This is a genomic window from Sneathia vaginalis (assembly GCF_000973085.1).
Classification (GTDB): Bacteria; Fusobacteriota; Fusobacteriia; order Fusobacteriales; family Leptotrichiaceae; genus Sneathia; species Sneathia vaginalis.
In genome coordinates this window covers 380,182-405,479 of the sequence record NZ_CP011280.1, presented here as the reverse complement: position 1 = coordinate 405,479, position 25,298 = coordinate 380,182, and the positions used below count along the sequence as shown (strand labels likewise).

The 25,298-nt window shown below is 28.1% G+C and carries 27 protein-coding genes and 1 tRNA gene; 2 read left to right on the top strand and 26 right to left on the bottom strand.

The annotated features are described in order from the left end of the window. Window positions 1-178 precede the first annotated feature (178 nt). From VC03_RS02000 to VC03_RS01975, 6 genes are all read right to left on the bottom strand, one after another. Window positions 179-2,950: a hypothetical protein gene (locus tag VC03_RS02000; RefSeq protein WP_046328440.1), complete on the bottom strand. Its 2,772-nt coding sequence runs from the start codon at window positions 2,948-2,950 to the stop codon at window positions 179-181. A 232-nt stretch (window positions 2,951-3,182) separates the two neighbouring features. After that, window positions 3,183-3,890, bottom strand: coding sequence for an ABC transporter ATP-binding protein (locus VC03_RS01995; RefSeq protein WP_046328439.1), 708 nt, complete (start codon window positions 3,888-3,890; stop codon window positions 3,183-3,185). Beyond that, window positions 3,891-4,646 (bottom strand): ABC transporter ATP-binding protein, encoded by a 756-nt coding sequence (locus tag VC03_RS01990; protein WP_046328438.1) that lies wholly within the window; start codon window positions 4,644-4,646, stop codon window positions 3,891-3,893. Beyond that, a complete protein-coding gene (locus VC03_RS01985) occupies window positions 4,631-5,602 on the bottom strand; it encodes a branched-chain amino acid ABC transporter permease (protein WP_046328437.1) in 972 nt (323 codons plus the stop codon). Before VC03_RS01985 ends, VC03_RS01990 begins: the two co-directional genes overlap by 16 nt. Continuing rightward, complete coding sequence (locus VC03_RS01980; RefSeq protein WP_046328436.1) at window positions 5,599-6,495, bottom strand: branched-chain amino acid ABC transporter permease; 897 nt, start codon at window positions 6,493-6,495, stop codon at window positions 5,599-5,601. The genes VC03_RS01985 and VC03_RS01980 overlap by 4 nt, the downstream gene beginning before the upstream one ends. Before the next feature lies 1 nt (window position 6,496). Next, complete coding sequence (locus VC03_RS01975; protein ID WP_046328435.1) at window positions 6,497-7,591, bottom strand: ABC transporter substrate-binding protein; 1,095 nt, start codon at window positions 7,589-7,591, stop codon at window positions 6,497-6,499. Between the two features lie 181 nt (window positions 7,592-7,772). On the opposite strand from VC03_RS01975, the gene VC03_RS01970 reads away from it, so the two are divergent. Together VC03_RS01970 and VC03_RS01965 are read left to right on the top strand one after the other, a co-directional pair. Next, window positions 7,773-8,756 (top strand): histidine-type phosphatase, encoded by a 984-nt coding sequence (locus VC03_RS01970; RefSeq protein ID WP_046328434.1) that lies wholly within the window; start codon window positions 7,773-7,775, stop codon window positions 8,754-8,756. Beyond that, window positions 8,753-9,571 carry a tRNA 2-thiocytidine biosynthesis TtcA family protein gene (locus VC03_RS01965; RefSeq protein WP_046328433.1) on the top strand — a complete coding sequence of 273 codons (819 nt, stop codon included), beginning with the start codon at window positions 8,753-8,755 and terminating at the stop codon, window positions 9,569-9,571. The genes VC03_RS01970 and VC03_RS01965 overlap by 4 nt, the downstream gene beginning before the upstream one ends. A gap of 21 nt (window positions 9,572-9,592) precedes the next feature. On the opposite strand, the gene VC03_RS01960 is transcribed toward VC03_RS01965, so the two are convergent. The 20 genes from VC03_RS01960 to VC03_RS01865 form a co-directional block, all read right to left on the bottom strand. Continuing rightward, window positions 9,593-9,667, bottom strand: a tRNA-Cys gene (locus VC03_RS01960). Window positions 9,668-9,713: 46 nt separating this feature from the next. Further along, window positions 9,714-10,388 (bottom strand): DUF3800 domain-containing protein, encoded by a 675-nt coding sequence (locus VC03_RS01955; protein WP_046328432.1) that lies wholly within the window; start codon window positions 10,386-10,388, stop codon window positions 9,714-9,716. Window positions 10,389-10,528: 140 nt separating this feature from the next. Continuing rightward, the gene (gene nagE / locus VC03_RS01950) at window positions 10,529-12,007 is read right to left on the bottom strand and encodes an N-acetylglucosamine-specific PTS transporter subunit IIBC (protein WP_046328431.1); all 1,479 of its coding nucleotides are present in this window, start codon (window positions 12,005-12,007) and stop codon (window positions 10,529-10,531) included. Window positions 12,008-12,077: 70 nt separating this feature from the next. Then, a complete protein-coding gene (locus VC03_RS01945) occupies window positions 12,078-12,860 on the bottom strand; it encodes an ABC transporter permease (protein WP_046328430.1) in 783 nt (260 codons plus the stop codon). Beyond that, on the bottom strand, window positions 12,853-13,686 hold the full coding sequence (locus VC03_RS01940) for an ABC transporter permease (RefSeq protein WP_046328429.1): 834 nt from the start codon (window positions 13,684-13,686) through the stop codon (window positions 12,853-12,855). Before VC03_RS01940 ends, VC03_RS01945 begins: the two co-directional genes overlap by 8 nt. Beyond that, complete coding sequence (locus VC03_RS01935) at window positions 13,687-14,787, bottom strand: ABC transporter ATP-binding protein (RefSeq protein WP_144406226.1); 1,101 nt, start codon at window positions 14,785-14,787, stop codon at window positions 13,687-13,689. Window positions 14,788-14,797: 10 nt separating this feature from the next. After that, on the bottom strand, window positions 14,798-16,099 hold the full coding sequence (locus tag VC03_RS01930) for a M18 family aminopeptidase (RefSeq protein WP_046328428.1): 1,302 nt from the start codon (window positions 16,097-16,099) through the stop codon (window positions 14,798-14,800). Between the two features lie 8 nt (window positions 16,100-16,107). Then, window positions 16,108-17,601 (bottom strand): carboxypeptidase M32, encoded by a 1,494-nt coding sequence (locus tag VC03_RS01925; protein ID WP_046328427.1) that lies wholly within the window; start codon window positions 17,599-17,601, stop codon window positions 16,108-16,110. Between the two features lie 47 nt (window positions 17,602-17,648). After that, the gene (locus tag VC03_RS01920; RefSeq protein WP_052727652.1) at window positions 17,649-18,260 is read right to left on the bottom strand and encodes a ComF family protein; all 612 of its coding nucleotides are present in this window, start codon (window positions 18,258-18,260) and stop codon (window positions 17,649-17,651) included. Beyond that, window positions 18,247-18,453, bottom strand: a complete 207-nt coding sequence (locus VC03_RS01915) for a zinc ribbon domain-containing protein (protein WP_046328426.1) — start codon at window positions 18,451-18,453, stop codon at window positions 18,247-18,249. The genes VC03_RS01920 and VC03_RS01915 overlap by 14 nt, the downstream gene beginning before the upstream one ends. 4 nt (window positions 18,454-18,457) lie before the next feature. Then, entirely contained in the window at window positions 18,458-19,039 is a 582-nt protein-coding gene (locus VC03_RS01910; protein ID WP_046328425.1) for a ribonuclease HII, read from the bottom strand. After that, window positions 19,033-19,908 (bottom strand): RluA family pseudouridine synthase, encoded by an 876-nt coding sequence (locus VC03_RS01905; RefSeq protein WP_052727651.1) that lies wholly within the window; start codon window positions 19,906-19,908, stop codon window positions 19,033-19,035. The genes VC03_RS01910 and VC03_RS01905 overlap by 7 nt, the downstream gene beginning before the upstream one ends. Window position 19,909: 1 nt before the next feature. Then, entirely contained in the window at window positions 19,910-20,326 is a 417-nt protein-coding gene (locus tag VC03_RS01900) for an HD domain-containing protein (RefSeq protein WP_046328423.1), read from the bottom strand. Next, the gene (locus VC03_RS01895; protein ID WP_158500352.1) at window positions 20,323-20,967 is read right to left on the bottom strand and encodes an HAD family hydrolase; all 645 of its coding nucleotides are present in this window, start codon (window positions 20,965-20,967) and stop codon (window positions 20,323-20,325) included. Before VC03_RS01895 ends, VC03_RS01900 begins: the two co-directional genes overlap by 4 nt. Continuing rightward, complete coding sequence (locus tag VC03_RS01890; protein WP_046328421.1) at window positions 20,939-21,658, bottom strand: hypothetical protein; 720 nt, start codon at window positions 21,656-21,658, stop codon at window positions 20,939-20,941. The genes VC03_RS01895 and VC03_RS01890 overlap by 29 nt, the downstream gene beginning before the upstream one ends. A gap of 8 nt (window positions 21,659-21,666) precedes the next feature. Further along, on the bottom strand, window positions 21,667-22,293 hold the full coding sequence (udk, locus tag VC03_RS01885) for a uridine kinase (protein WP_046328420.1): 627 nt from the start codon (window positions 22,291-22,293) through the stop codon (window positions 21,667-21,669). A gap of 8 nt (window positions 22,294-22,301) precedes the next feature. Next, a complete protein-coding gene (locus VC03_RS01880) occupies window positions 22,302-22,760 on the bottom strand; it encodes a PTS sugar transporter subunit IIA (RefSeq protein ID WP_046328419.1) in 459 nt (152 codons plus the stop codon). Then, on the bottom strand, window positions 22,750-23,601 hold the full coding sequence (gene miaA / locus VC03_RS01875) for a tRNA (adenosine(37)-N6)-dimethylallyltransferase MiaA (RefSeq protein ID WP_046329238.1): 852 nt from the start codon (window positions 23,599-23,601) through the stop codon (window positions 22,750-22,752). The genes VC03_RS01880 and miaA overlap by 11 nt, the downstream gene beginning before the upstream one ends. Continuing rightward, complete coding sequence (gene obgE / locus VC03_RS01870) at window positions 23,594-24,865, bottom strand: GTPase ObgE (protein WP_046328418.1); 1,272 nt, start codon at window positions 24,863-24,865, stop codon at window positions 23,594-23,596. Before obgE ends, miaA begins: the two co-directional genes overlap by 8 nt. Before the next feature lie 56 nt (window positions 24,866-24,921). Next, window positions 24,922-25,266, bottom strand: a complete 345-nt coding sequence (locus VC03_RS01865; protein ID WP_158500351.1) for a cell division protein SepF — start codon at window positions 25,264-25,266, stop codon at window positions 24,922-24,924. Window positions 25,267-25,298 lie beyond the last annotated feature (32 nt).

Below are 25,298 nucleotides of genomic sequence, written 5' to 3'. Positions count from 1 at the left end.
AATATCCTATCGGAATAGACATTCCGCAAAGCATCCGCCGAATATTTCGATAACTTTGTCCTCGTCAACTATCTCTAGCCCTGGCGCTAAAAGAATAAATTCTTTTTTCAGTATCTGTATCAGTCTTTAATATATTATATCAAAAAAAGACTATAAAAAAAAGGCAAGTTGCCTTTTTTTAAAATTTTATTCCTACTCCCACCTTATTCTTTATCATAATACCATCAAAATCTTTGCCTATAAACTTCACAGGAACAATAACTCCATATGATATATCAATATTTTTTGTAGGTGTATATATTAGATCTACACTTGGTATTATTGTATGAGTAGGCTTCAACCATTTTTTACTATGTGTAACTGTTTGAGTTTGAAATTCTTCTTTCAAGTTTTTTCCATACTTGTATCTTGATTCTTTAGTAATATCAACAGAATTACCTTTCTTCTTATCAATTAAATTTCCCTTTTTATCACGTTTAAATATTTCAACAGGTTCTACACTATTTTTTGTATTAACATATTCATAATTACCAACATATTCTATACCTGGTCTTAATAACCACTTAGAATTACGAGAACGTAACTTAAATTTCAATGATAAATCTAAGTCTGCATTAAGTTTACTATACGCCAAATCATTAAGCTTAATATCTTTATACGCTAAATCTGTTTTAGCTACAAAATCAAATTTATTTGGTGTATATCCTAGTTCATTAGAAAGTGCCACCCTATTCATATGATTATTTACATTACTGTAATGTAACATATCAACATTAGTATTTAGGTAAATAGGCTTCACCTTATTATCATATCTAAGATTAATATTTAACCCATGACCTACACCACCATTATGAACAGCATATTTAGGTTCATTTAATTTTTTCAACATCTTAGCTTCATAATCATACTTAACAGCATCATGTTCACTCTTAACTATATTAAGACCTAGAAGCATATCAAAGTTAGGAACATTTTCAGGTTCAAAGATTATGTCTGTTGCATCTTTAACCATTTTGGTTCCAAATTCACCTACAACATTTTCGATATTGGCTTTATAGTTTTTATCAACATCTCTCATTGAAAATATTGTTTCAATAAAATTTTTTACATCACTTATAACACTTAAAACATTATACCATTTTACATCTTTAAATGTCTTTCCACTAATAACATTGATTGTTGATTGAATATTTTGTTTAGTTTTTACTAATTCATTTATGGTATTATTTATAGTTTTATTTTTATTATTATACATCTCTTTATTCATTGTTTTTAATAATGATACACTTTCATCTAATATTTCATTTATTTTCTTTCTATTTTTTACAGTTTCATCTTTTAATTTTTTTAAGTTTTGTTTCAATTCGCCTGATATGAGACCATTTGCTCCTTCTATAAATAAATTATTTTTTATTTTTCCAAAATATTCAATACTAGGTCTTATATTTTCGAATATTTTAGTTAAATCTTCAACAGAGTTTATAAACTTAACATTTTCAACTATACTTGTAACTCCCTTTAATTTTTGTTGTGGGAATAAATACTCTAATTCACCAAACTTATTACTATTCTCACTTTCACCTTCTGTAATTGCACTTCTGTCTTGTACCTTTACTTCTTTTGTATTTTGTTGTTGTGGTAGTATGTAGTCTAATGAATGTGGTGGTATATATTGTTTTAGATGATAGCTTGATATTTCTCTATTTCCTGGTGTTACACCTAGTTCTAATAGGGCATCTTTTAAAAATGTTTCATACATCTTAGGAAAATCATTTTTTAAACTAATTAATTGTTCTTGACTTTGTTTGCTTGCTAAGGAGGTAATATCTTTTAAACTAGCTTTGCCATTTTCATTTCTAATTCTTTTTACTATTTCATCTATTTTTTTACCAGCACTACCTGAATTATTAATAAGGTAGTCATATGCCTTATTCATTGCATATGAAACAACACTTTCACCATATAGTGCTCCTGTTGGGTGACCAATTGATCGAATTGAACCATTATTTCCATCTAGTATACCTTCTTCAATATTTCTCTCTTTTCCTAATTCCCAGTTTTTGAAATATTCAACTTCTTGTTTCCCTGGTGCTAAATCTTGGAGATCATATTTAACTTCATCTATATCAAATTTATCTGCCTTATAGTTTGAGATATAGTAATTAGCTGTTAAATTTAATCTGTATTTATCATTATCAATTAAATTTGTTGAAATACCTGGTGCAAGTAAGAATTCTTTTCTTTTACCTAAACTCACCCTGTATGCCAATTCTGGTTTCACCTTAGTTTCAAATGGACTAATAACTCCATCTGAATCAAATTGCATATTTGACTTGTCTTCAGCACTATCTTCTACTCTATACTTATCAAGTCCTATATTTTTCTTATCATATCCTGTTATATACAATGTATTATTGCTCTTAAACTTATTATTATCTATATTTAAAAATACCTTAGCTTTTCCTACCTTGTATATATTAATATCTTCACCTATTCTACTAGTTTTACCATAAACTTTCGCACCTAAAGTTGTACCTATTTTATTCATTTTAATGTAACCATCAAATAATGTAGAATCTAGTTGTATACCTCTTAGTATTAATTTTTTTAAAAGTTGTTTTGGCTCTACCTTTTTATTAGGTTTTTGTGATGTAGTAGTATTATTACTACTATTATTGTTATTGCTACTATTATTGCTATTGCTATTGTTATTATTCTTTTCCTTATTATCAATTTTTTCTATACTATCTACAAAATTTTGTAAATTATTTGTAGTTGGTGCATCTACCTTTGTTTTGAACATTTGTATAGTACCCATTTTATCTATATTAATACTAGATAAACCTTCTATTCCAAAACTTGCACTTGCACCTATATTAACTCTACCTTCAATATCTTTTGATACTGCTATTGAAGAAATTATCATACTTAAAATTATATATTTCTTCATAATCACCTCCTGTTTGTATTATAACATATGTTATAAAAAATATATAGTTAATAAATTGCACGATTATTTTCCCTATTTTACTGGGTTTTATAGCAATCGTGCTATGAATTTCGCACGATTAACGCACGATTATTTTTGTTACATTCCATATTTTACTGTATTTTCCTAAATTAATCAATTTAATTTAGCACGATTACGTAAAAAAAATAGTTAGCGAACTAACTATTCCTTCTTAAGACCCTAAATAGGCCTTCTTTATATCTTGATTTTCAAGTAATTCCTTACCTGTACCTTCCATTACTATCTCACCTGTTTCTAGTACATATGCCCTATTAGCAATTGCTAATGATTGATTTGCATTTTGTTCTACTAGTAAGACTGTAACACCTAAGTCATTTATCTTTCTAATAATTTTAAATATTTCTTCTACAAGTATAGGTGCTAATCCCATAGATGGTTCATCTAGTAATAATAGTTCTGGTTTTGACATTAATGATCTTGCTATTGCTAGCATTTGTTGTTCTCCACCACTCATAGTACCTGCTAATTGATTCTTTCTTTCTTTAAGTCTTGGAAAGAGTTCAAACATTTCTTTTATACTTTCTTTTGCTTCCTTATTACTTCTAGTATATGCTCCTAATTCTAGGTTTTCTAAAACTGTTAATTCTGTAAATATTCTTCTTCCTTCTGGAGTATGTGATACGCCCATCTCAACCAATTTATGTGCCTTCACTTTCGTTACATCTATACCTTTAAATTCTATTTGACCTGATTTAGGAACTAACAAACCTGAAATAGTTTGTAATGTAGTTGTCTTACCAGCTCCATTTGCTCCTATTAGTGCCACTATTTCTCCTTTATTAATATAGAAGGTAAGATTTTTAACAGCGTGAATACCGCCGTAATATACATTCATTGATTCTACTTCTAATAACTTCATTTATTCTCCTAAATATGCCTTAATAACTTCCTTATTATTTTGAATTTCATGTGGTGTTCCATGTGCTATTATCTTACCAAAATTCAAAACATAAAGTTTTTCACAAATACCCATGACTAATTTCATATCATGTTCTATTAATAGTATTGAAATATTAAATTTTTCCTTTATTAATTTAATAATATTCATTAATTCTAATGTTTCTTGTGGATTCATCCCTGCTGCTGGTTCATCTAGAAGTAACAATTTTGGTTTAGTTGCTAACGCTCTTGCAATTTCTAGTTTTCTTTGTTGTCCGTATGATAAGCTTTCTGCTTTAAATTCTGCCAAATCTTTCATATCAAATATATCCAACAACTCAATTGCTTTTCTTGTAGCTTCATTTTCTCTTTTTCTATATTCTCTATTTCTAAATATTGCATCTAGATTTGAATATTTCACCTTATACTGATATGCCATTTTAATATTTTCTAAAACTGTCAAATGCTTAAATAGACGTATATTTTGAAATGTTCTTGCTAATCCTAAACGCACTATTTCATATGTTTTCTTCTTTGTAATATCCGTATTATTTATACAAATACTCCCTGAATCAGCTGTATACACACCTGTTAAAAGGTTGAATATTGTAGTTTTACCTGCACCATTAGGACCTATTAATCCTACTAGCTGATTATTATCTACTTCTATATCAACATCACTAACAGCCTGTAATCCACCAAACTTTATTCCAGCTTTTTTTACTTCCAATAACATTTTCGTATTTTCTCCTTAATCTTTTTTAAAGTTAATTCACTTGTTCCTAAAAGCCCTTCAGGTCTAAAGATCATTATCATAATTAAGACAACTGAATAAATCAATACTCTATATTCAGAAACTTGTCTTAATAGTTCGTTAATAATAGTGATGAAGGATGCTGAAACTATTGATCCTGTTATACTTCCTATTCCACCAAATACTACCATAACTAATATTTCGATTGAATATACAAAAGAGAACTTATCTGGTGATAATACCCCTAAATTATGTGCAAATAGTACACCTGCTACTCCTGCAAAAAATGATGATATGAAAAATCCATATATCTTTACCATGTTAGTATTTATACCAATATTTTCACTAGCTATTTCATCTTCACGTATTGATAATACAAGTCTACCATATCCTGATGTCATAAGACGGATGATAATAATTAAACTGATTATTGTTACAATATATGTATTAGTAAAATTAGTAATTATCGGTATGTTTTTAAATCCAGCTGCACCACCTAAAAAGTCTATATTTTGTATTACATATCTAACCATTTCTCCAAAAGCTAGTGTAATTATTGCTAAATAGTCTCCTTTTAATCTTAAAGTCAATGCTGAGACTATAACACCGAATATACCTGCTACTATACCAGCAGCAATTAATGCAATTACTAATTTAATATTATCATTAATATTTACATTACTCATTGCTCTTGTAATTACTGCACCTGTATAAGCACCTATTGATATGAACCCAGCAAAACCTAGGTTTAATTGTCCCATTAGTCCTACTGTAATATTTAAACTTACTGCAAATAGTATTGCTATTAATATATTAATATATATTCCTGCCTTATAGCTAAATACACCTTCATTCATTATTGTTAAGTAAAGAAAAGCATAAATAGCAATAAGTAATACTCCTACAATAAAACTATCTTTAATTTTTAACTTCATCATACTTTCTCCTTAACATTTTTACCAAATATTCCACTTGGTTTAACAAGTAATATTATTATCAACAACAAGAATACTATAGGATTTGCCCAACTTGTTGATATATATGCTTTAGTATATGTTTCTATCATACCTAGCATATATCCACCAAACATGGCACCTGGTATACTTCCTATTCCACCAAATACAGCGGCTATAAAGGCTTTAAGCCCTGGCATTATACCCATATACGGTTCTATTCTAGGATACATTAAAGCATACATAACTCCACCTAATGCTCCTAATGCTGAACCTATTGCAAATGTTAATGATATAGTTAAATTTGAATTTATACCCATCAAATTAGCTGCATCACTATCCTGTGCAACAGCTCTTGTTGCTTTACCCATTTTTGTATAAGTTATGAATAGATGTAATAATACCATACATAATACTGATACTAGAATTACTACTACTGATAAATAACTTACTGAAAAATTAAATATATTAATGCTATCTGTTGTGCTAAAATACTTAGGTATATATTCATGTTTAATAACCTTTGGTGCTGCTCCAAATATTATCAATGCTACGCTTTCTAATAAGAAGCTGACTCCTATTGCTGTTATTAATACTGACATTCTAGGTGCATTTCTCAATGGCTTATATGCAAAAAAGTCTATTAATATTCCTAGAATAGCACAAAAAATTATTGATATTAAAATGGCAATAGAAAAAGGTAAACCTTTTTCTACGCCATAATATGTTACATATGCACCTACCATTAACAAATCACCATGTGCAAAGTTTATAAGTTTTACAATTCCATATACCATGGTGTATCCCAATGCTATCAATGCATAAATACTACCTGTCTGAAGACCTATTATAGTCTGATCTATTAAATTTTTAATCATTTTAATCTCCGAATTTTTCTTTTAATACTTGTTTTCCATCTTTTATTTGAACAAAACTTACTTTCTTTTTAGGGTTTCTATTTTCATCGTATTTTATATGCCCTGTTAATAATTCTAAGTCTGTCTTAGCTAATGCATCTCTTAAATTTCCACCTTGTTTTATTGCATTTTCTATTGTAGTCATTGCGTCATAACCAAGTGCTGCAAATATTAGAGGTTCTTTATTAAATTTCTTCTTGTAATTCTTTATGAATTCTTGTACTGCTGGTGAAGTATCATCAGATGTAAATTGTGATGAGAACACTGCTCCATCAGCTAATTTAGCGAAGCTATCTTGTATTCCGTCCCAACCATCTGCACCATAGTATTGTGCTTCTAATCCAACTTCTTTTGCTTGTGATAATATTAATCCTATTGTGTTGTAGTAGTCAGGTATTACTATTGTCTTAACACCCATATTCTTTAATTTTGTTAATACACTCTTAAAGTCTTTATCACTGTTTGTATAACATTCTTCTGTAACACTTACACCTTCTTTGCTAGCTGTTGCTTTGAATGAATTTGCTACACCAACTGAATAGTCACTTCCATTATTTGTTAATAAAGCTACGTTAGTTGCTCCTTCTTTCTTTAAGTATTTCGCTAACACTTCTCCTTGATATGGATCTGTAAATGTAGTTCTGAATACATAGTCTCTATCCTTTGTTATATCCATTGCAGTTCCTGCTGGAGTTATCATAGGTATTTTTGCTTTTTGTGCTAATTCTGCTAATGCAGATGAGTTAGCTGAAATTGCTTCCCCGATGACGACATCAACTTTTTGATTTGCCATTTGTTTAAATATATTTACTACTTCTTGTACATCTCCTTTTGTATCTTGATAAATTGCCTTTACTTTCTTCCCATTAATTCCACCTTTTTCATTAATTTCAGCAATCTTTAATTCAATTCCTTCTTTAATTGAATTTCCATATTGTGCATATTCTCCTGTTAAAGGTTCTGGTACACCAACAAGTATTTCATTGTTGTTCGATTTTGATCCACAACTTGTTAAAGTTAATAACAATGCGATTACTAAACTTAAAAATTTTTTCATGTGTATATCTCCTTATTTTTTTTGATATGTGCATTATACTACTATTTACATGGGTTGTAAAATATATTTAATTAATGGAACTATAAATTTCATTAATGCTTGACTTATTTAAGCATTAATTGTAGTTATTACTTGTAAAAAAGATATAATTCTTGTACAATAAAATCAAGAAGGAGGGCTCATGGATATTAAAAAAACTGTTATATTCAGTAGACACGGTCTACGTTATCCATTAATTTACAAACAACAATTTATTGATCTTTTTGGACACGATATTACTAATTGGGACTTTTCAGACGATGAAATGGGAATCCTAACTAAAAGAGGTGAACTTTTAGAGCATAAATTTGGTATATATTTTAGAGATTTTTTTAAAGGTAAAAAAATAGATAGTATTTTTTCTAATTCAATGAGACGTACATATCTTACAGCAAGATGCATTGCTCTAGGAATGATGCCTTATGAAGATGTTCAAATTAATACAAGACTTAGTGGATTTAAGCAAATGGATTTGGACTTTTGCCTTTTATTTGACAACAAAAAAACTGTATTACAAGAAAAAGGTCCTATTATAGACAAAGAATTTTTACCTGTATATACAAAGATGGAAGAACTACTTGGTGTAGAAAAAGGTACTATTTCTGATAAAAAAACAACTTTCTTTATTGACGATGATAAATTCTTACATATACGTGGTGCTTTAAAAATTGCAACCGATATTTGTGATTTATTCATACTTAAATATTATGAAGGTTTTGATGAAGATAAAATATTTAAAAGTTCTCAGTTTATAAAAGACATAAAATTTATGTCAAGAGCTAAAGATATGTTTTTAGACTGCGTTTTCTCAGATAAGTACTATCAAGATAATGCAAATGGAAATGTATATGATAAGATATTAAAAGCAGAACTATATAGTCCTAATAAATTTTCACTAATAGTGGGACATGACTCTAATCTATCATTAATTTTTTCAAAACTAGGTATTACTTATGAACCTAATGAAAGATCAATAGAAAAATATCCTGTAGGTGCTAAATTAATATTTAATATATTTGAAGATAATTCATATGAAGTTTACTATACATATTTTGATTATGAAACAATAAGAGGAGACAAGGATAACGATCCTGTAATTGAATTCTTAAAGAAAGGACGACTATGAAACCTTTAATTGATGTTGAAAGAGCACTACAAAAAAAATTTAAAAGAGTTTTATGGTCTCCATTTATTCACGCATTAAAAGATTTTAACTTAGTTAATGAGGGAGATAAAATTGCTGTTGCAATATCTGGTGGTAAAGACTCTTTAGTTCTAGCCAAATTATTTCAAGAATTAAAAAGAGTTAGTACAGTTAATTTTGAAGTTGTTTTCTTATCAATGAATCCAGGATTTACAGAAGAAAATCTTAAAATGTTAAAAGAAAATGTAAAAAACTTGAATATACCTTGTCATATATATGATGATAATGTATTTAAAATAGCTCAAAAAATGGATCCTAAAAAACCTTGCTATATGTGTGCTAGACTTCGTCGTGGAAGTCTTTATTCACACGCTGTGGAACTTGGGTGTAATAAACTAGCACTAGGTCATCATATGGATGATGTGGTTGAAACAACTGTTATGAGTATGTTCTATATGGGAAAAGTTGAAACTATGCTACCTAAACTACACTCAGATAATTTTGATATAGAGTTAATAAGACCTCTTTTTTATGTTGAAGAAAAGGATATAAGAAGGTTTGTTAAATACATAGACTTAACTCCCATGGCTTGCGGTTGTGAAGTTGCTAAGGGTATACTTGATAGTAAAAGAAGAGATACAAAAGCACTATTAAATAGTCTTGTTGAAAAAGATAAAGATATTAAAAAAAGAATAATGCAAAGTGTATTTAATGTTAATATAGAAAAGATATTGGGCTTTAAGTGTAAAAAAGAAAAATATTCTGTATATGATAAAATTACAATAAAAAAAGATTGATTAACAATCTTAAATTAATTATGGAGGCAGCAATCAGACTCGAACTGATGTAAAAGGTTTTGCAGACCTCTGCCTAAGCCCCTCGACCATGCTGCCGTACAAAGAAGATTATACAAAATTAATAATGAGTTTGTCAAGTGTTTTACGGCAACCTTGTTATTATATCTTTTTTGTTTTCTACGACCTTATTACTTCTTAATATATTAAAAAGTCTATTAGCTAATATATCTGTATATCTAATTAGGGCATTTTCTTTAGAATCACAATATGTAACTGTTACTGTCTGTAAATTAGGTAATATGGGCTTAGTTATGAAGTTATATTCAAAATTTTCTGTCCCTATTTTTAATTCCCTATATATACCTGTTTTCAAATCATAAACTCCATTACTTGCAATTGTATGTTCATCACAGTAAATGTATAAATTATGGATTTGACTTAAATCAACACCCATTTTTTCTAACATTCTTTTTATTCCCATCTTGTATGCATAATCTAAGTATCTTTGTTTACTTTTTTTATCATCAAAAATCCTATCAAAAACTTTTTCTTGATTTATGACAACAAAAAATCTTCTATCACACTTTATAGATCTTAATAATTTTCTTTTATTATCTTCATTTAACATAGTTGCTTTTAGCTCTATATCTTTTGGCATATTTAACTTCCTTTTTATATGCCTTTCTACATTGATGTACTTATTCATACTCTTTAGAACACTATTCTTATCTGTAAATACTATTCCTGCAAACACAAAAACAACATTGTGTTTCTTATCAAATACACCAGATTCATCTGAAAATATATATAAATTCATAATTCTCCTTAAAAAAATACCACTCATTTTTAAATTGAGTGGCTCTATGTCTGACGTACTTATCATTACGCTTAAACTCTCATTCAGTATTCATAGAAATTACCAGTATGGATAAATCCATCTTCACTTCTATTTTAACTTTATATAGATTTTTTGTCAATATAATTTCTAATTTCATCAGCAACAAATTCTACTTCAGGTCCAATAATTACTTGTACTGCTTTTTTATTTGGTTTTAATATACCAGGAACTAGTTTCTTTATTTCTTTGTCGTTTATAACAGAACTATCTTTAACTGTTAATCTTAGTCTTGTTGTACAACAATCTATTTCTTCTATATTTTCCAAACCACCAAGTAATGGTATTAAAGCAGTTGCTAATGCATTATGATTTAATTTTGTTTTTCTTACTTTTTCAGTACCTTCTTCATCATCTTCTCTACCTGGTGTCTTTAAATTAAATACTCTTATTAAAGTAGTAAATATTACATAGTAAAGAACGAAGAATATTATTCCTAAAAGTATAAGCATGTATGGTTTATGTGCATTTGGTAATCTTGATGATAATACAAAGTCAACAAACCCTGCAGAGAACCCAAATCCAGCTACCCAATTAAAGCTTGCTGCTATAAACACTGATATAGCTGTTAAGATTGCGTGCACTAAGTATAGTACTGGTGCAACAAACATAAATGCAAATTCTATAGGTTCAGTTACTCCTGTGAAAAATGAAGTAAATCCTGCTGCCACCATAATTGACATTATCTTATTTCTATTTTGTGGCTTAGAAGTCTTAATAAATGCTGCACAAGCTCCTAATAGACCAAACATCATAATAGGGAAAAATCCTGCTTGATACATACCAACATGATAAGCTCCTTTTACAGCTTCTGGTAAATCGGCATATGCTAATTCAGGTGATCCCCAGAATCTTCCTATATCATTTATACCAGCAACGTTAAACCAGAAAACTGAATTTAATGCATGGTGTAGTCCTACTGGTATTAAAAGTCTATTAAAGAATCCATAAATCCCTGCACCTACAGGTCCTAATGTTGCAATCTTTATACCAAAACTAACTAATGCTGAGTAAATTGCTGGCCATACGTATAGTAAAATAAATGACACTACTAACATTACAATTGATGTAATAATAGGAACAAATCTCTTACCACTAAAGAATGCTAAAAACTTAGGTAATTCAATATTATAGAATCTGTTGTATAATTCTCCAGATATAACCCCACATAGAATACCTATAAATTGATTATTTATTTTTCCAAATGCAGGTGAAACATTTTCAACTGGAGTATTTGTAAGTTGTGCAACAGCATTAGTTGAAAGTAATGTAGTAACAACTAAAAATGCTACAAGTCCTGTTAAAGCTGCAGCACCATTTTTATCTCTAGAAAGACCAAAAGCAACACCAACTGCAAATAATATAGGCATACTGTCTATTATTGCTGCTCCTGATTTAATAAGAAATGCTGCAAGTTGTGAATTACTACCCCAACCAACAGGGTCAATCCAATAACCTATTCCCATAAGAACTGCCGCTGCAGGTAATACTGCAACAGGAACCATCAAGGCTTTTCCAATTTTTTGTAAATAACCGAACATAAAGTCCTCCTCTTTAATATAGTGTTAATATATTATACTATAATTTTTTAAAAAGAGAATGACTATTGTTTTAATTTAATAAATATTTTTGTAGTTTTGTACTAGATACTGATAAAATTAATGTGCCAATTATTAAGATTGTTGAAAGTGCATTTATTGTTGGTGTTATTCCAAATTTAAGCATTGAGTATATTTGTATAGGTAAAGTATCTGAATTTGTTCCAGTAACAAAGCTTGTTATTACAAAATCATCTAATGATAATGTTAATGACATCAAGAATGCTGATATTATTCCTGGCATCATAGTTGGGATTATTACCTTAGTTAATGCTTGAAATTCAGTAGCACCTAAGTCTCTTGCTGCCTCAACAATAGAAAAATCAAATTCATCTAATCTTGACATTATTATAAACAAAGAAAAAGGTATATTAAATGTTGTGTGTGCTATAAATATAGTTAACATCCCAAGTGGTATTGTTCTATTGATGTTAAAAAATATTAATAATGATACCCCTATTATTAAATCAGGTAATACTAATGGAACATAACTTAATATTTTAACATAATTCTTCATTCTAAAGTTATACCACTTTATACCTATTGCACCTAATGTTGCAATAATTACTGATGCCACTGATGAACTAAGTGCTATTATTATACTTCTTCCAAAAGTTACCCATAAATGTGGTGAATTTAAAAATAGATCTTTATACCATTTTAATGAAAACTTAGTCCACATATATGTTTTTGATTCATTAAATGATAAAACAACTAACATTACTATGGGTAAGTAGAAAAATATCATTACTAGTGCAAAAAATATTGTTGATATCACTTTTTTTTCGTTATTCATCAATTTCACCACCTTTATTTATGAACATTGCAACTATTGTTATTAGTATAAATATTGTTGATATTGCTGCAGCTGATGGCCAATCACGAAGAACAAACATCTTATTTGCAATAATATTACCTAGCATAATACCATCTGTTCCTCCAACTATATCTGGAACAGCATAAGACCCTATTGCAGGTATAAATGTTAGTACTATTGCTGTAATTATACCGCCTTTTATACCAGGTAAAAATACTTTTAATAGTGCTTGATACTTATTTGCACCTAAATCTCTTGCAGCATCTATTAGAGAAAAATCAAATTTTTCAATTGATGTATACAGAGGTAAAATTGCATATGGCATCAATATATATACACTTATTATCACTACTGCTCTTTGATTGTATAGCATAGGTATAGGACTAGTTAATTTAAATATCCACATCAATGCTTTATTTATCAACCCATTATTACCTAATAGACCTATTAACGCAAATATTCTAACTAAAAAGTTAGTCCAAAATGGAATTATTATTAATAATAGCCATAAATTCTTATACTTAGATCTTGAAATAAAGTACGCAGTAGGTAGTGCTAAAATTATTACTATAACTGTAATAAGTACAGATATTTTTAAGGTCTTTATTAACACCTTTACTAATTGTGGATCTAATAGATTTCTATATGCTTTTAGTGTGAATGTTGTATAACCTTCTATTCCACCATAAGCAGCTTTTTTTAGAAAGCTAAAGTATACTATTATACCTGTTGGTATTGCAAAAAATATACTCATCCATATTGTTAATGGAAGGTAATATAGTAATTTTAAATTTTTCTTATGCATCTACATCACCTCTACAAGATAAGCATCTTCATAGTTCCAGTAGAAATACACCTTCTCTTTCCATTCGAATAATTCATCTTCTTCTAAGAATTCTCTATGTTGGTCAAAGGCTTTAATAATTCTATTATTTCCTTCAATTTTTATAAACAACTTACTTTGAAACCCTGTATAGATTACTTCATCTATTACACCTTGCAATACCTTATACTTTTCATTAAATTTAGGTGGCTTATTATCCACTTTAATCTTTTCAGGTCTTAAAGTTAATTTAACCATATCTCCTACTTTAACATTTTTATCAAGTTCTACCTTAAATTCTCCTATTTCATTTGACTCAGCTATTGCATAATTATCATAAACTTCCTTTATTTTACCTTTAATAAAATTAGTTTCTCCTATAAAGTCTGCAACAAAAGTATCAGCAGGAGTTTCATAAATTTCATTTGGAGTTCCTACTTGTAACACATTTCCATTGTGCATAACAGCTATTCTATCAGAAACACTCAGTGCTTCTTCTTGATCATGTGTTACAAACACAAATGTTATACCTACTTCATCATGTATTGTATCTAAATCGATTAATAATCTTTGTCTTAATTTTGCATCTAATGCTGAAAGTGGTTCATCTAACAATAAAACTTCTGGCTTATTTATCAAAGCTCTTGCAATAGAAACTCTTTGTTTTTGACCACCAGATAATGATGCGGGGTACTTATTTTTATGCTTTTTCAAACCTACTAAGTCTAAATACTTATTTACTTCTTTTTCTATTTCACTTTTTTTCATTTTCTTAAGTTTTAGTGGAAAGGCTATATTATCGAATATAGTCATATTTGGGAATAATGCATAATTTTGAAATACCGTATTAACATTTCTCTTATTAGGTTCTAATACATCTATCCTTTCACCATTAACCCTAATTTCTCCCTCATCTGGTGAAATAAACCCTGCTATCATTCTAAGTAGAGTTGTTTTACCGCAACCAGATGGACCTAGTATAGAGAAAAATTCACCTTTTCTTATACTTAAATTTATATTATTTAATATTTTATCTCCTTCAAAAGACTTTGATATACCAATTATTTCTAAATCTTTTTCCAATTTATACCCCCTATCTATTAAAATATTCTTTTGCAATCTCTTTTAAATAAAAGACATCATATGTTCCACACATTTCTCTTATAGAATGCATTGATAAAATAGGCACTCCTAAATCTACTGCTTCTATATCTAAGTGACTTGCACTTAAAGGACCTATTGTAGTACCTCCTATTTCATTAGAATTATTTACAAATACTTGTAACTTAATATCCTTATCTCTTACAATTTCTTTTAATACTGCCATAGAATATCCATCTGATGTATATCTTTGATTAACACTTAACTTTATTGAAACACCATTATTCATTGTACATTGATTTGTAATATCAAATTTTTCCATAAATGATGGATGTGCTACGTGTCCACTATCTGCTGATAGCATAAATGATGACGCTAATATTTCTAAGTAATCTAGTCTATTATACCCTAATGAATATACTATTCTTTCTAATATATGTGCTAGATAATTTGAATCTGCACCTTGTTTTGTTGAACTTCCTATTTCTTCATTATCAAATCCAACAAATACATTTATTTTTTCTGAATCATTATTTGATTCTATTATTCCCATTAAACCTGTATATACTGATAAAAGATTGTCTAGCTTTGTACTAGTTAACATATCTTCATTTACACCCATAAGTCTACCTTTATCTAATGGATATAGCATTAAGTCAAAGTCTAATATGTCTTCTATATCTACATTTAACTTTTTAGATATAGTTTTTAATAAGTAATTATCAGCTTCTAATGTGTCATTAACTAGACTAATTATGGGTAATAATTCTTTTTGCTTGTCTATTTTATGTCCGTTATTAACATCCCTATTTTGATGTATTGCCAAATTAGGTATAACAACAACTATATCACTTAAATTAATGTATGATACTTTTGGTTTGAATGCATCTTGACTTCTTGTTAATAGTCTTCCTGCTATTGATAAGGGTCTATCAAACCATGTTGATAGTATAGGCCCTCCATATACTTCAGTATTTAATCTTAACATATTATTAGTTACTACTTCACTTTTAGGCTTAATTCTAATACTTGGACTATCTGTATGAGATGCAAATATTTTTATACCTTTTTTTACATCTAATTTATTTGGTGTAGTAAAAGCTAATATTGTTGAATTGGTCTTTTTAACATAATATTTTTTACCTAATTCTATATTCCATTTGGAACATATATCTAATTCTTTAAAGCCATTTTTTTCTAATAAGGCTTTTGCATTTTCTACAACATGATAAACACTAGGGCTTTCGTCAATGAACTTCATCATATCTAGTGCAAATTGTTTAACTTTTTCCATTTTATCACCTACTTATATATTCTTTCATATTTTGATTTTAAATATTTGATATAGTATTCTGGATTAAATTCTTCACCAGTACATAATTTAATTAATTCTTCTGGTGTTTTAGAATTTCCATATTGATGTATACCTTCTCTTAAGAAATCATTTATTTTCTTAAAGTCTTTGTCTTCTATTGCTTTTTTTACATCTACTTTCTTTTCTAATGCGTGGTAGATTTGTGATGCATATGCACTTGCTATTGCATATGATGGAAAATATCCAAATGCTCCTCCTGCCCAATGTGAATCTTGTAATATTCCTTCTTTTGCATTTTTAGGTCTTATACCTAAATATTCTTCATATAGATCGTTCCACATTTTTTCTAAATCACTAGCATTGATTTTAGTATCTATGTTAGAAAATATATATTTTTCTATTTCATATCTAATCATTACATGTATAGGATATGTCACTTCATCAGCTTCTGTTCTATAATATTGATTTTTAACTTCATTAACTAGAAGATAGAATTCATCCTTTGATATATTAAGCTTTCTATATTTTTCTAATAAGCTATATATTAAATCTGTAAACTCTTTCATTTTACCTATGACATTTTCATAAATTCTAGATTGTGATTCATGTATACCCATAGTTGAACCACCAGATAATATACCAGTATCATTGTACTTATCATCTACTTGTTGTTCGTATATAGCGTGACCTGTTTCATGAACAGTAGAATATATACTTGATAATACATCATCTAGATAATAGTGTGTTGTTATTCTAACATCCTTATTATTCATATTAGTTGTAAATGGATGTTCACTTTCTTTTATTACACCTTTATCATAGTCAAACCCCATAATGTTTGATAATATTTTTGATATTTCTCTTTGTTCTTCTATGCTAAATTTAACAGAGTAAAATCTCTTTTTTATATCCTCTAATTTAGTTGTATCCTTACTTCTTATTTCCTTAATAAATGGTATTAATTCTTTTCTTATTAAATCAAAAAACTTATCTGCTTTTTCTACTGTTAAATTTGTTTCATAGTCATCTAATAGAACATCATAAGGATTTTTTTTGTAGCCTCTATAAAGAATGAATTTCTTATTAGTGTCTATTAAGTCTTGAAGATAATCTTTAAATAATGAATAGTCTTCTTTATTCTTAGCTATTTCCCATTTTTGAGTTGCCTTTGTTACTAGTGAACTGTATTTTGCATATTCATCCTTAGGTATCTTACTCATCTTTTCAAATACATCTTTTTTTAATTTTTTCACTACTTTTTTGTCAATTTCGCTTAATTTATCCTCATCTAAATCATATAGCATCTTTTTAAATTCATCATTAACAAAGTTTTCATACTGTAATTGTGTTAAAACTTCCATTGTATTGCTTATACCATCAATAGCCTTAACTGGAGCTTCAGTTTCTAAATCCCAACTCAATAAGGTTATTGCATGACTAAATGCCATATCTCTTCTTATATATTCATAAATTTTGTCCATTTTTTTATCTCCTTTTAATTATAGATAACCATTCTATTATACTAATTTCAGAGGTTTTTTGCAATTAAAGATTTTATAAATTTTCTTGAAATAGCTATTGAATAGAATAACACTTTTATCCCCTTGTATTCTTTTTCTAAGCACTTTTTTATCTCATTAACAGTAGCCCCTGTTGTTATAATATCATCTACTATTAATACCGTCTTATTACTTAAATTTAAATTCTTAACATCGAAACTATGTAGGATATTTAGATTTTTCTGATATGATTTGGATAATTTAGACATCTTTTTTGTATTTTTTATCTTTTTGATTTTTAAGAAGGGATAATTGAATTTTTCAAAAATTAATTCCACCTGATCAAAGCCTCTATCTCTTATCCTCTCTTTACTTGTAGGAACACATATGATATATTCAATTTTTTGACTTTCCACAACAAATTCAACTTGTGACCTTATTATACTATATATAGCTGTTGCTACATATTTTTTTCTTTTATACTTTAGCTCATATATCATATCTCTAAAATAGTCGTTATAGTACATAGAAAAATGCACATTTTCAATAGAATAAAAATGTGCGAGTTTTTTTACTTGTTCATACTTGGTTTTACCAATTTCATATTCATGTTTATCGAATAAAAAGCTAAATATTCCCATGTTCAGTATCCCTATCAACTAATTTTGCACAATATATTTCTGTATATCCACAATTTTTACATATTTTAATGTAAAACAGCTCTGATGTTGGTAAAATATTTTTTATCCAACCATCTATGTCTTTTGTTGGTAAATATATACTCTTAATTACATGTTCAACATTTGAACACTTAATACATCTATTTAATTTCATACTATCACTTCATTAATATTTTTTTTAAAAAACTTTTTCTATGTTCTTTTAATATCCCATATTTTTCTATAGCTTCATAATGTGCTTTTGTACCATAACCTTTATGATTTTTAAAGCCATATAAGGGATATTTTTCATCATAGTCATATAGTAAGTGGTCACGATAAACCTTTGCTATTATTGATGCTGTGGCAATGGATAAATCTTTAGAATCTCCTTTTACAAGAAAATCTTGCTCTAACTTACATCCTCTTATTTTTTGATTACCATCAACTAAAACTTTTTTATCTGTTATCTTAAGCTTTTCTAATGCCCTATTCATTGCTAAAAAAGTAGCATTTAATATATTAATATTATCAATTTCTTCACTACTTGCAACACCTATAGCATACTGTATTTTATCTGACACTATCAATTCCTTATATATCTGCTCTCTTTTCTTTTCAGTTAACTTCTTAGAATCATTTATTTTATTAAAAATTTCATCATCAGTATCTAATATATATACACAAGCAGCAACAACTGGTCCAAATAAAGGCCCACGCCCTGCTTCATCTACACCTATTACATCTCTATACTCTAGCATAATTTCACCTTTTCTAATGTTTCTTTCATATCACAAGGAATATCCACACTAAACTTCATTTTTTCATTTGTAAATGGATGTATAAACTCCACACTATATGCATGCAATTGCTGTCTATTAAACTTATCATTTCTACCATACACATGATCACCTAATATGGGGTGGTTTAATTCTTTAGCGTGTACCCTTATTTGATGCGTTCTTCCAGTTAATATCTCAACTTTCACATATGAGTATAGGTCATTTTCCTTTATTAGTTTAAAAATACTAATTGCAAGTTTACCATTATCAGTATTAGAGCTCATCTTTTTTCTATCTTTTTTGCTTCTACCTATATATGTTCTTACTTCTACTCTATCCTTATTTAATTTTCCCTTTAGTATAGCAAGATATGTCTTATGTATTTCATGATTTTTAAACATTTGAACCAATTTTTCATGACAAGCATTTGTCTTAGCTATTATTAATATGCCACTAGTATCCTTATCTAATCTATGAACTATCCCTGGTCTTAGTGGATCTACATTAGATAAACTTTTAAAATTGGATAACAATGCATTTACTAGTGTATTTTCTCTAAAACTACTGCATGGATGAACAACCATATTATATGGCTTATTGATAATAGCAAGATATTCATCTTCATAAACTATATCAAGCTTCTTGTCTTCTTTAGTTATGACAATAGGTTCATCTTCCTTTATTTCATATGTAATTTTATCATTTTCACATACCTTGTATGATGGCTTAACTAATTTATCATTTGAAAAAACTTGTGATAAGGCTACCCTATTTCTTGAAATATTTAATTTTTCACTTAAATATTTATCAATTCTTTTACCCACATCACCTTTTTCAACTATATACATTTTAACTCCTATCATCAATATCTTGAAATACCTTTAGCATCCCACTAGTATTTTTATCATGGTGGTGTAATATTAAAATAGCAACATCTTTATTAATCTTTTCCAACATATCATAACCTATCTTAGGATGATTTTTAAGTCTTGTTACAAAACCTAACTTATGTATTATTCTTAATAAAAATGATGCTCTTTTTTTACCGCAATCATGTAGTATACTAAATATTAAATAATTTCTATCAGTCGTAACTTTTTTCATTATACTGTATACTAATAGACCATGCCATCTATCATAATAGTCCATATTAAAATATATTCTTAGCTCTTCATCATTTAATATCTTAATAGCCTCTTTTTCAAGATTTTCATCTATTTTTTCTATATAGTAATCACAAAATTTTCTAATACAATATCTTATCACTTTATTATACCTATTATCTCATCTGCTCTATCAACACAATTTTCAAACTCAAAGTTTCTTTTTTCATAGCCATAATTACAGTGTATTTGTCTTACACCCATATTTTTTGCCATTGTATAATCAACTATCATATCACCTATATGTATAATTTCGTCTATACTATATCCATCTTTTACTATCATTTTAAGCCCATATGGATAAGGTTTAGGTGGATATGCATTATTTTCTGGATTTCCAAATATATATTTAAATTTCCATTTATTTAATAAGGTATTACAATATTTTTCGGCTGTTATTTGATCCTTATTTGTTATCACAGCAAGAACTATATTCTTTTTTTCTAAATATGTAAGTAATTTATCCATACCCTCATATATTTTAGCACCTTTTAAGTAGTTGAGGTTATAGTAATCACGTACTCTAGATAAGAACTCCTCCTTATCTTCCTTTATATTTCTTACTTCTCTTATTCTATCAAAGGCTACACCAAAGCCATTGCCTATAAAGTCCATATACTTTTCTACACTAAATATTTCATAACCATATTCTTTTAATATTTCATTAAAGGCATTTGCTATTGATGGTAATGTATCAACTAAAGTCCCATCTAAATCAAACGTTACAACACTTACATTCGTCATTATATTCATTCTTTAATACCCTATCTACAAATCTTTCTACACCCTTTATTCCAAATCCATCATGCTTATATGGTGCAACATCATTTAAAACTTCCATGTATTTTTTAGAGAATAACTCATATATGTATTCATCAAAGAAGAATAAGTCATCCATATCGCTTTCTTTAATGTTCTTTTTTATAAACTCAATATACTTTTTCATATCTGTATTTTCTTCTAATAATTCTAAAATTAAATCCAAAGATCCACAACTTTGTAAATTTTGATCTAATTCTAATATCTCACTTGATATTTTCTTTGTAATTTCCATAGTTCCTAATTCATCTATTTCATTAACACCTTTTGAAAATATTGCAAGATTACAAGTATCTTGTATTTGAAAGTCCTTATTTCTCAAAATTAAATAAAAGTCATCGCCCCTTTTATACATATGTGAAAAGTTATTCTTTCCAACTATATCACTTAAAAAATCGCTATAACCTTCATCCCATGCTTTCTTTAAATGAGTTATCACTTCCTCATTTTTTGTTTTTAGAACTGGCAAGGGATAGTTTAATAAAACTACCTCACCAAAATCTTTTAAATCTTTTGAAACAAATACTGGATATTTCATAGTTTCATCATATTTAGAATTTTCGACTAGATAAAATTCTCCATATTCTGTCTCAAATTTATATTTTATATCATTCATTTTATCCTCTATTTTTTACTTAAATACTTTAATCTACTTGTTACCATTTTAATACCAACTTCATTAGATTTACCTCTTGGTATTATTACATCTGCATATCTTTTTGTTGGTTCAACAAACTCAAGATGCATAGGTTTTACAGTTTCTATATATTGATTACGTATATTCTCAAAACTTCTTCCACGTTCCTTCATATCTCTTTCTATACGTCTTAATAAACGTATATCATCATCTGTATCAACAAATATTTTCATATCAAATAGGTTACGCATCTTTGCCAATGTAAGTATAAGTATACCTTCAACTATTATTATTGGTTCTGATTTTATAAGCTCAGTCTTATCTGTTCTTCTATGATTAGTAAAGTCATATGTAGGTTTTTGTATATCTTTTCCTTCTTTTAATTCCTTTATATGCTTAATCAATAAGTCAAAATCTATAGCATCTGGATGGTCATAATTTAATTTAGACCTATGTTCATAATCCAATTCTGGATGATCTTTGTAATATGAATCTTGTTCTAATAAGCTAACATTAGTACCAAATTTTTTTAAATCTTCAACTATTAAATTTGCTACACTTGTTTTACCTGATCCAGTTCCTCCTGCTATTGCTAGTATAATTCTTCCTTCCATATTACACCTTAAAGACTTTCTAGTATTTCAAACACTTCATGTTTATCAGTTGAATTAATTAATTTTTCTAATTTTTCTTCTTCAAAAGATAATTTTGATATTACAGATAAAATATCTAAATGTTCCCTTTTAGTTGATTCTGGAGCGACAACTAAGAAAAATACTTTAGACTTCTTTTCATCTAATGATGCAAAATCTTTTCCGTCTTTATCTATTGCTACTACCATGCTAACTTTTTTTACACCACTTGATTTTGCATGAGGTATAGCAATACCATCTTGCATACCTGTAGATGATAAATTTTCTCTTTCATATAGGTCATTTAGTACAACATCAAATTTACCTTCTTCTATTACATCATCATTTTTTGAAAAATTTTCTAATAATTCCTTGATAATATCTTCTTTCTTATCTGCTTTAATTTTAAATACTATATTATCTAAAGATAAATAATTCTTAATTTCCATAATCCCTCCTAATTTTTTCTATAATTTTATCTATACTTTCATCATCTAGGTTATACTCAATATATCCTTTATTTTTAAACCATGTAAATTGTCTTTTAGCATATCTTCTGCTAGCTGTTTTGATATTTTCGATAGCCTCTTTTAAACTTACATTAGACTTAAAATATTCAAATAATTGCTTATACCCTATACAATGTATTTTATCACCATATACATTATATGCTTTTTTTGCTTCTTCTAAAAGACCTTGTTCCATCATTATATCAACTCTTTTATTAATTCTATCATATAATGTAGCTCTATTTCTCGTTAGAAATATTTTTAAAAATTTTCTATCATTACCAAGTTTATTGTTATACACAACCCCTCTTGTTTCAATTTTACGTATTACTCTAACTTTATTCTTAATATCTATTTGTTTTTTTTCTTCTTCACTTAAAAGGTCTTGTAATTCGCTAAGAGTCATACTCTCTAACTTTTCTCTTTTTTTATAGTCAACTTTATCCATCATGGTCAAACCATCAGTCAAAGAACTGATATATAGCCCTGTACCACCTACGATTAAAAAGGGAACTTCTCTATTTTCATTTAATATCTTATTGGCAGCTTCATAAAAATGTCCCACACTATATTTTTCATTTGGTTCTACCTCATCTATTAAATAATGTATTACTCCATCTTTTTCATCTTCAGTTATCTTGGCTGTACCTATATCAAGCGTCTTGTACACTTGCGATGCATCAGCTGAAATAATTCTTGCGTTTAATAACTTTGCAAGTTTTATTGATAACTCAGTTTTACCAACTCCAGTTGGTCCTGCTATTACTATCGCATTATACATATTCAAATTCATATCCTTCTATAACTATGGTGTCACCTATTTTGACTCCATTTTCTTCTAGCTTTTGTTCCATTCCTATATGACGCATAACTTGCAAGAATTGTATAATTCCATCATCACCTATAAAGACGTACTTATTTAATACATTATCAACAACTTGTCCAGACACTTCATAAACATTAGGTTCAAGTTTTTTAATAATCCAGTCTTCTTTTCTTTTTACTACTTCTGATAACACAGTATCTAAGTCTCTTACTTCTTCTATTTCTTCTTCTTTTGTATTGCATAAAAGCTCATAAGCTTTCTTTATTACCTCACTTATACCTTCATTTGCAATTACAGACATAGTTAGTACTTCTTTGTTTATAGCTTTTGAGAATTCTTCTATTTTTTTATCGTCATATAGCATATCTATCTTATTTAACACGACAATTTGAGGTTTACTTGCTAATTTTTTGCTATATTTTTCTAATTCTTCATTTATTTTAAAATAATCTTCTATAGCACTTCTACCATCAATCTCTGATATATCTACTATATGAATAATTACACGACATCTTTCTATATGTCTTAAGAATTTATCTCCAAGACCTATACCTTTATGTGCACCTTCTATTAAACCTGGTATATCTGCTACAACAAATGAATGATCTTCATCAACTTTTGCTATACCAAGCTTTGGTTTTAATGTAGTAAAGTGATAGCTTGCAACTTTTGAATTTGCACCTGATATTTTGTTTATGAATGAAGACTTACCTACACTAGGGTAACCTACTAAAGCTACATCTGCTAATAGTTTTAATTCTAGCTTTATTTTTAATTCTATTCCTGGTTTACCACTTTCAGAAATTCTTGGTGCTTTTCTTATGGAATTTTTAAAGTGTACATTTCCTTTTCCACCATCTCCACCTTTTAAAAACACTACTTGTTCATTTGCCTTATTCATATCAAGTAAAAGCTTATTACTTTCATAATCTCTTATCATAGTTCCAACTGGAACTCTAATAATTACATCTTCTCCATTTCTACCTGCACATTTAGCACCCATGCCTTTACTTCCATTTTGTGCTTCTATTCTTTTTATAGTTTTGAAATTTAATAGCGTATTCATATTAGGGTCAGCTAGTATGATTATAGAGCCACCCTTTCCTCCGTCTCCGCCGTCTGGTCCACCAAATTGCACGAATTTTTCTCTTCTAAATGTTGCTGCACCATCACCACCGTTTCCAGATTTTACTGTTATTACACTTTCATCTATAAACATTATATTCCTCTCTAAAATAGGACTTATGAAATAAGCCCTATAAATAATTTTTTAATTTAGTTATTTCTTACTTTTACACCAGCTGGTATTGAAGCAAATACCTTATCTGTTATAGCAACAATAGTTCCCCCTAGAACATATGATGCTCCGCTTAAATAATCAATTAATCTTTGACCTTCTTCTCTTGACATATTTTCTAAACTAAACGCAACTATATTACTATTTTTAATCATTTCTGCAATTTTTTTTGAATCTTCATCATATGATTTTGGTTTTAATATGTTAACACCGTTATATATAAAATCACTATTCTCTGCTTCTTTATTTAATGATTTTTCAATTATATCTTCATTATTCCCTTCTTCATCTGTATACGTAAAGAATTTTTTAAATACTGACATCATCATACCTCCAACATTATTTATTAAATTAT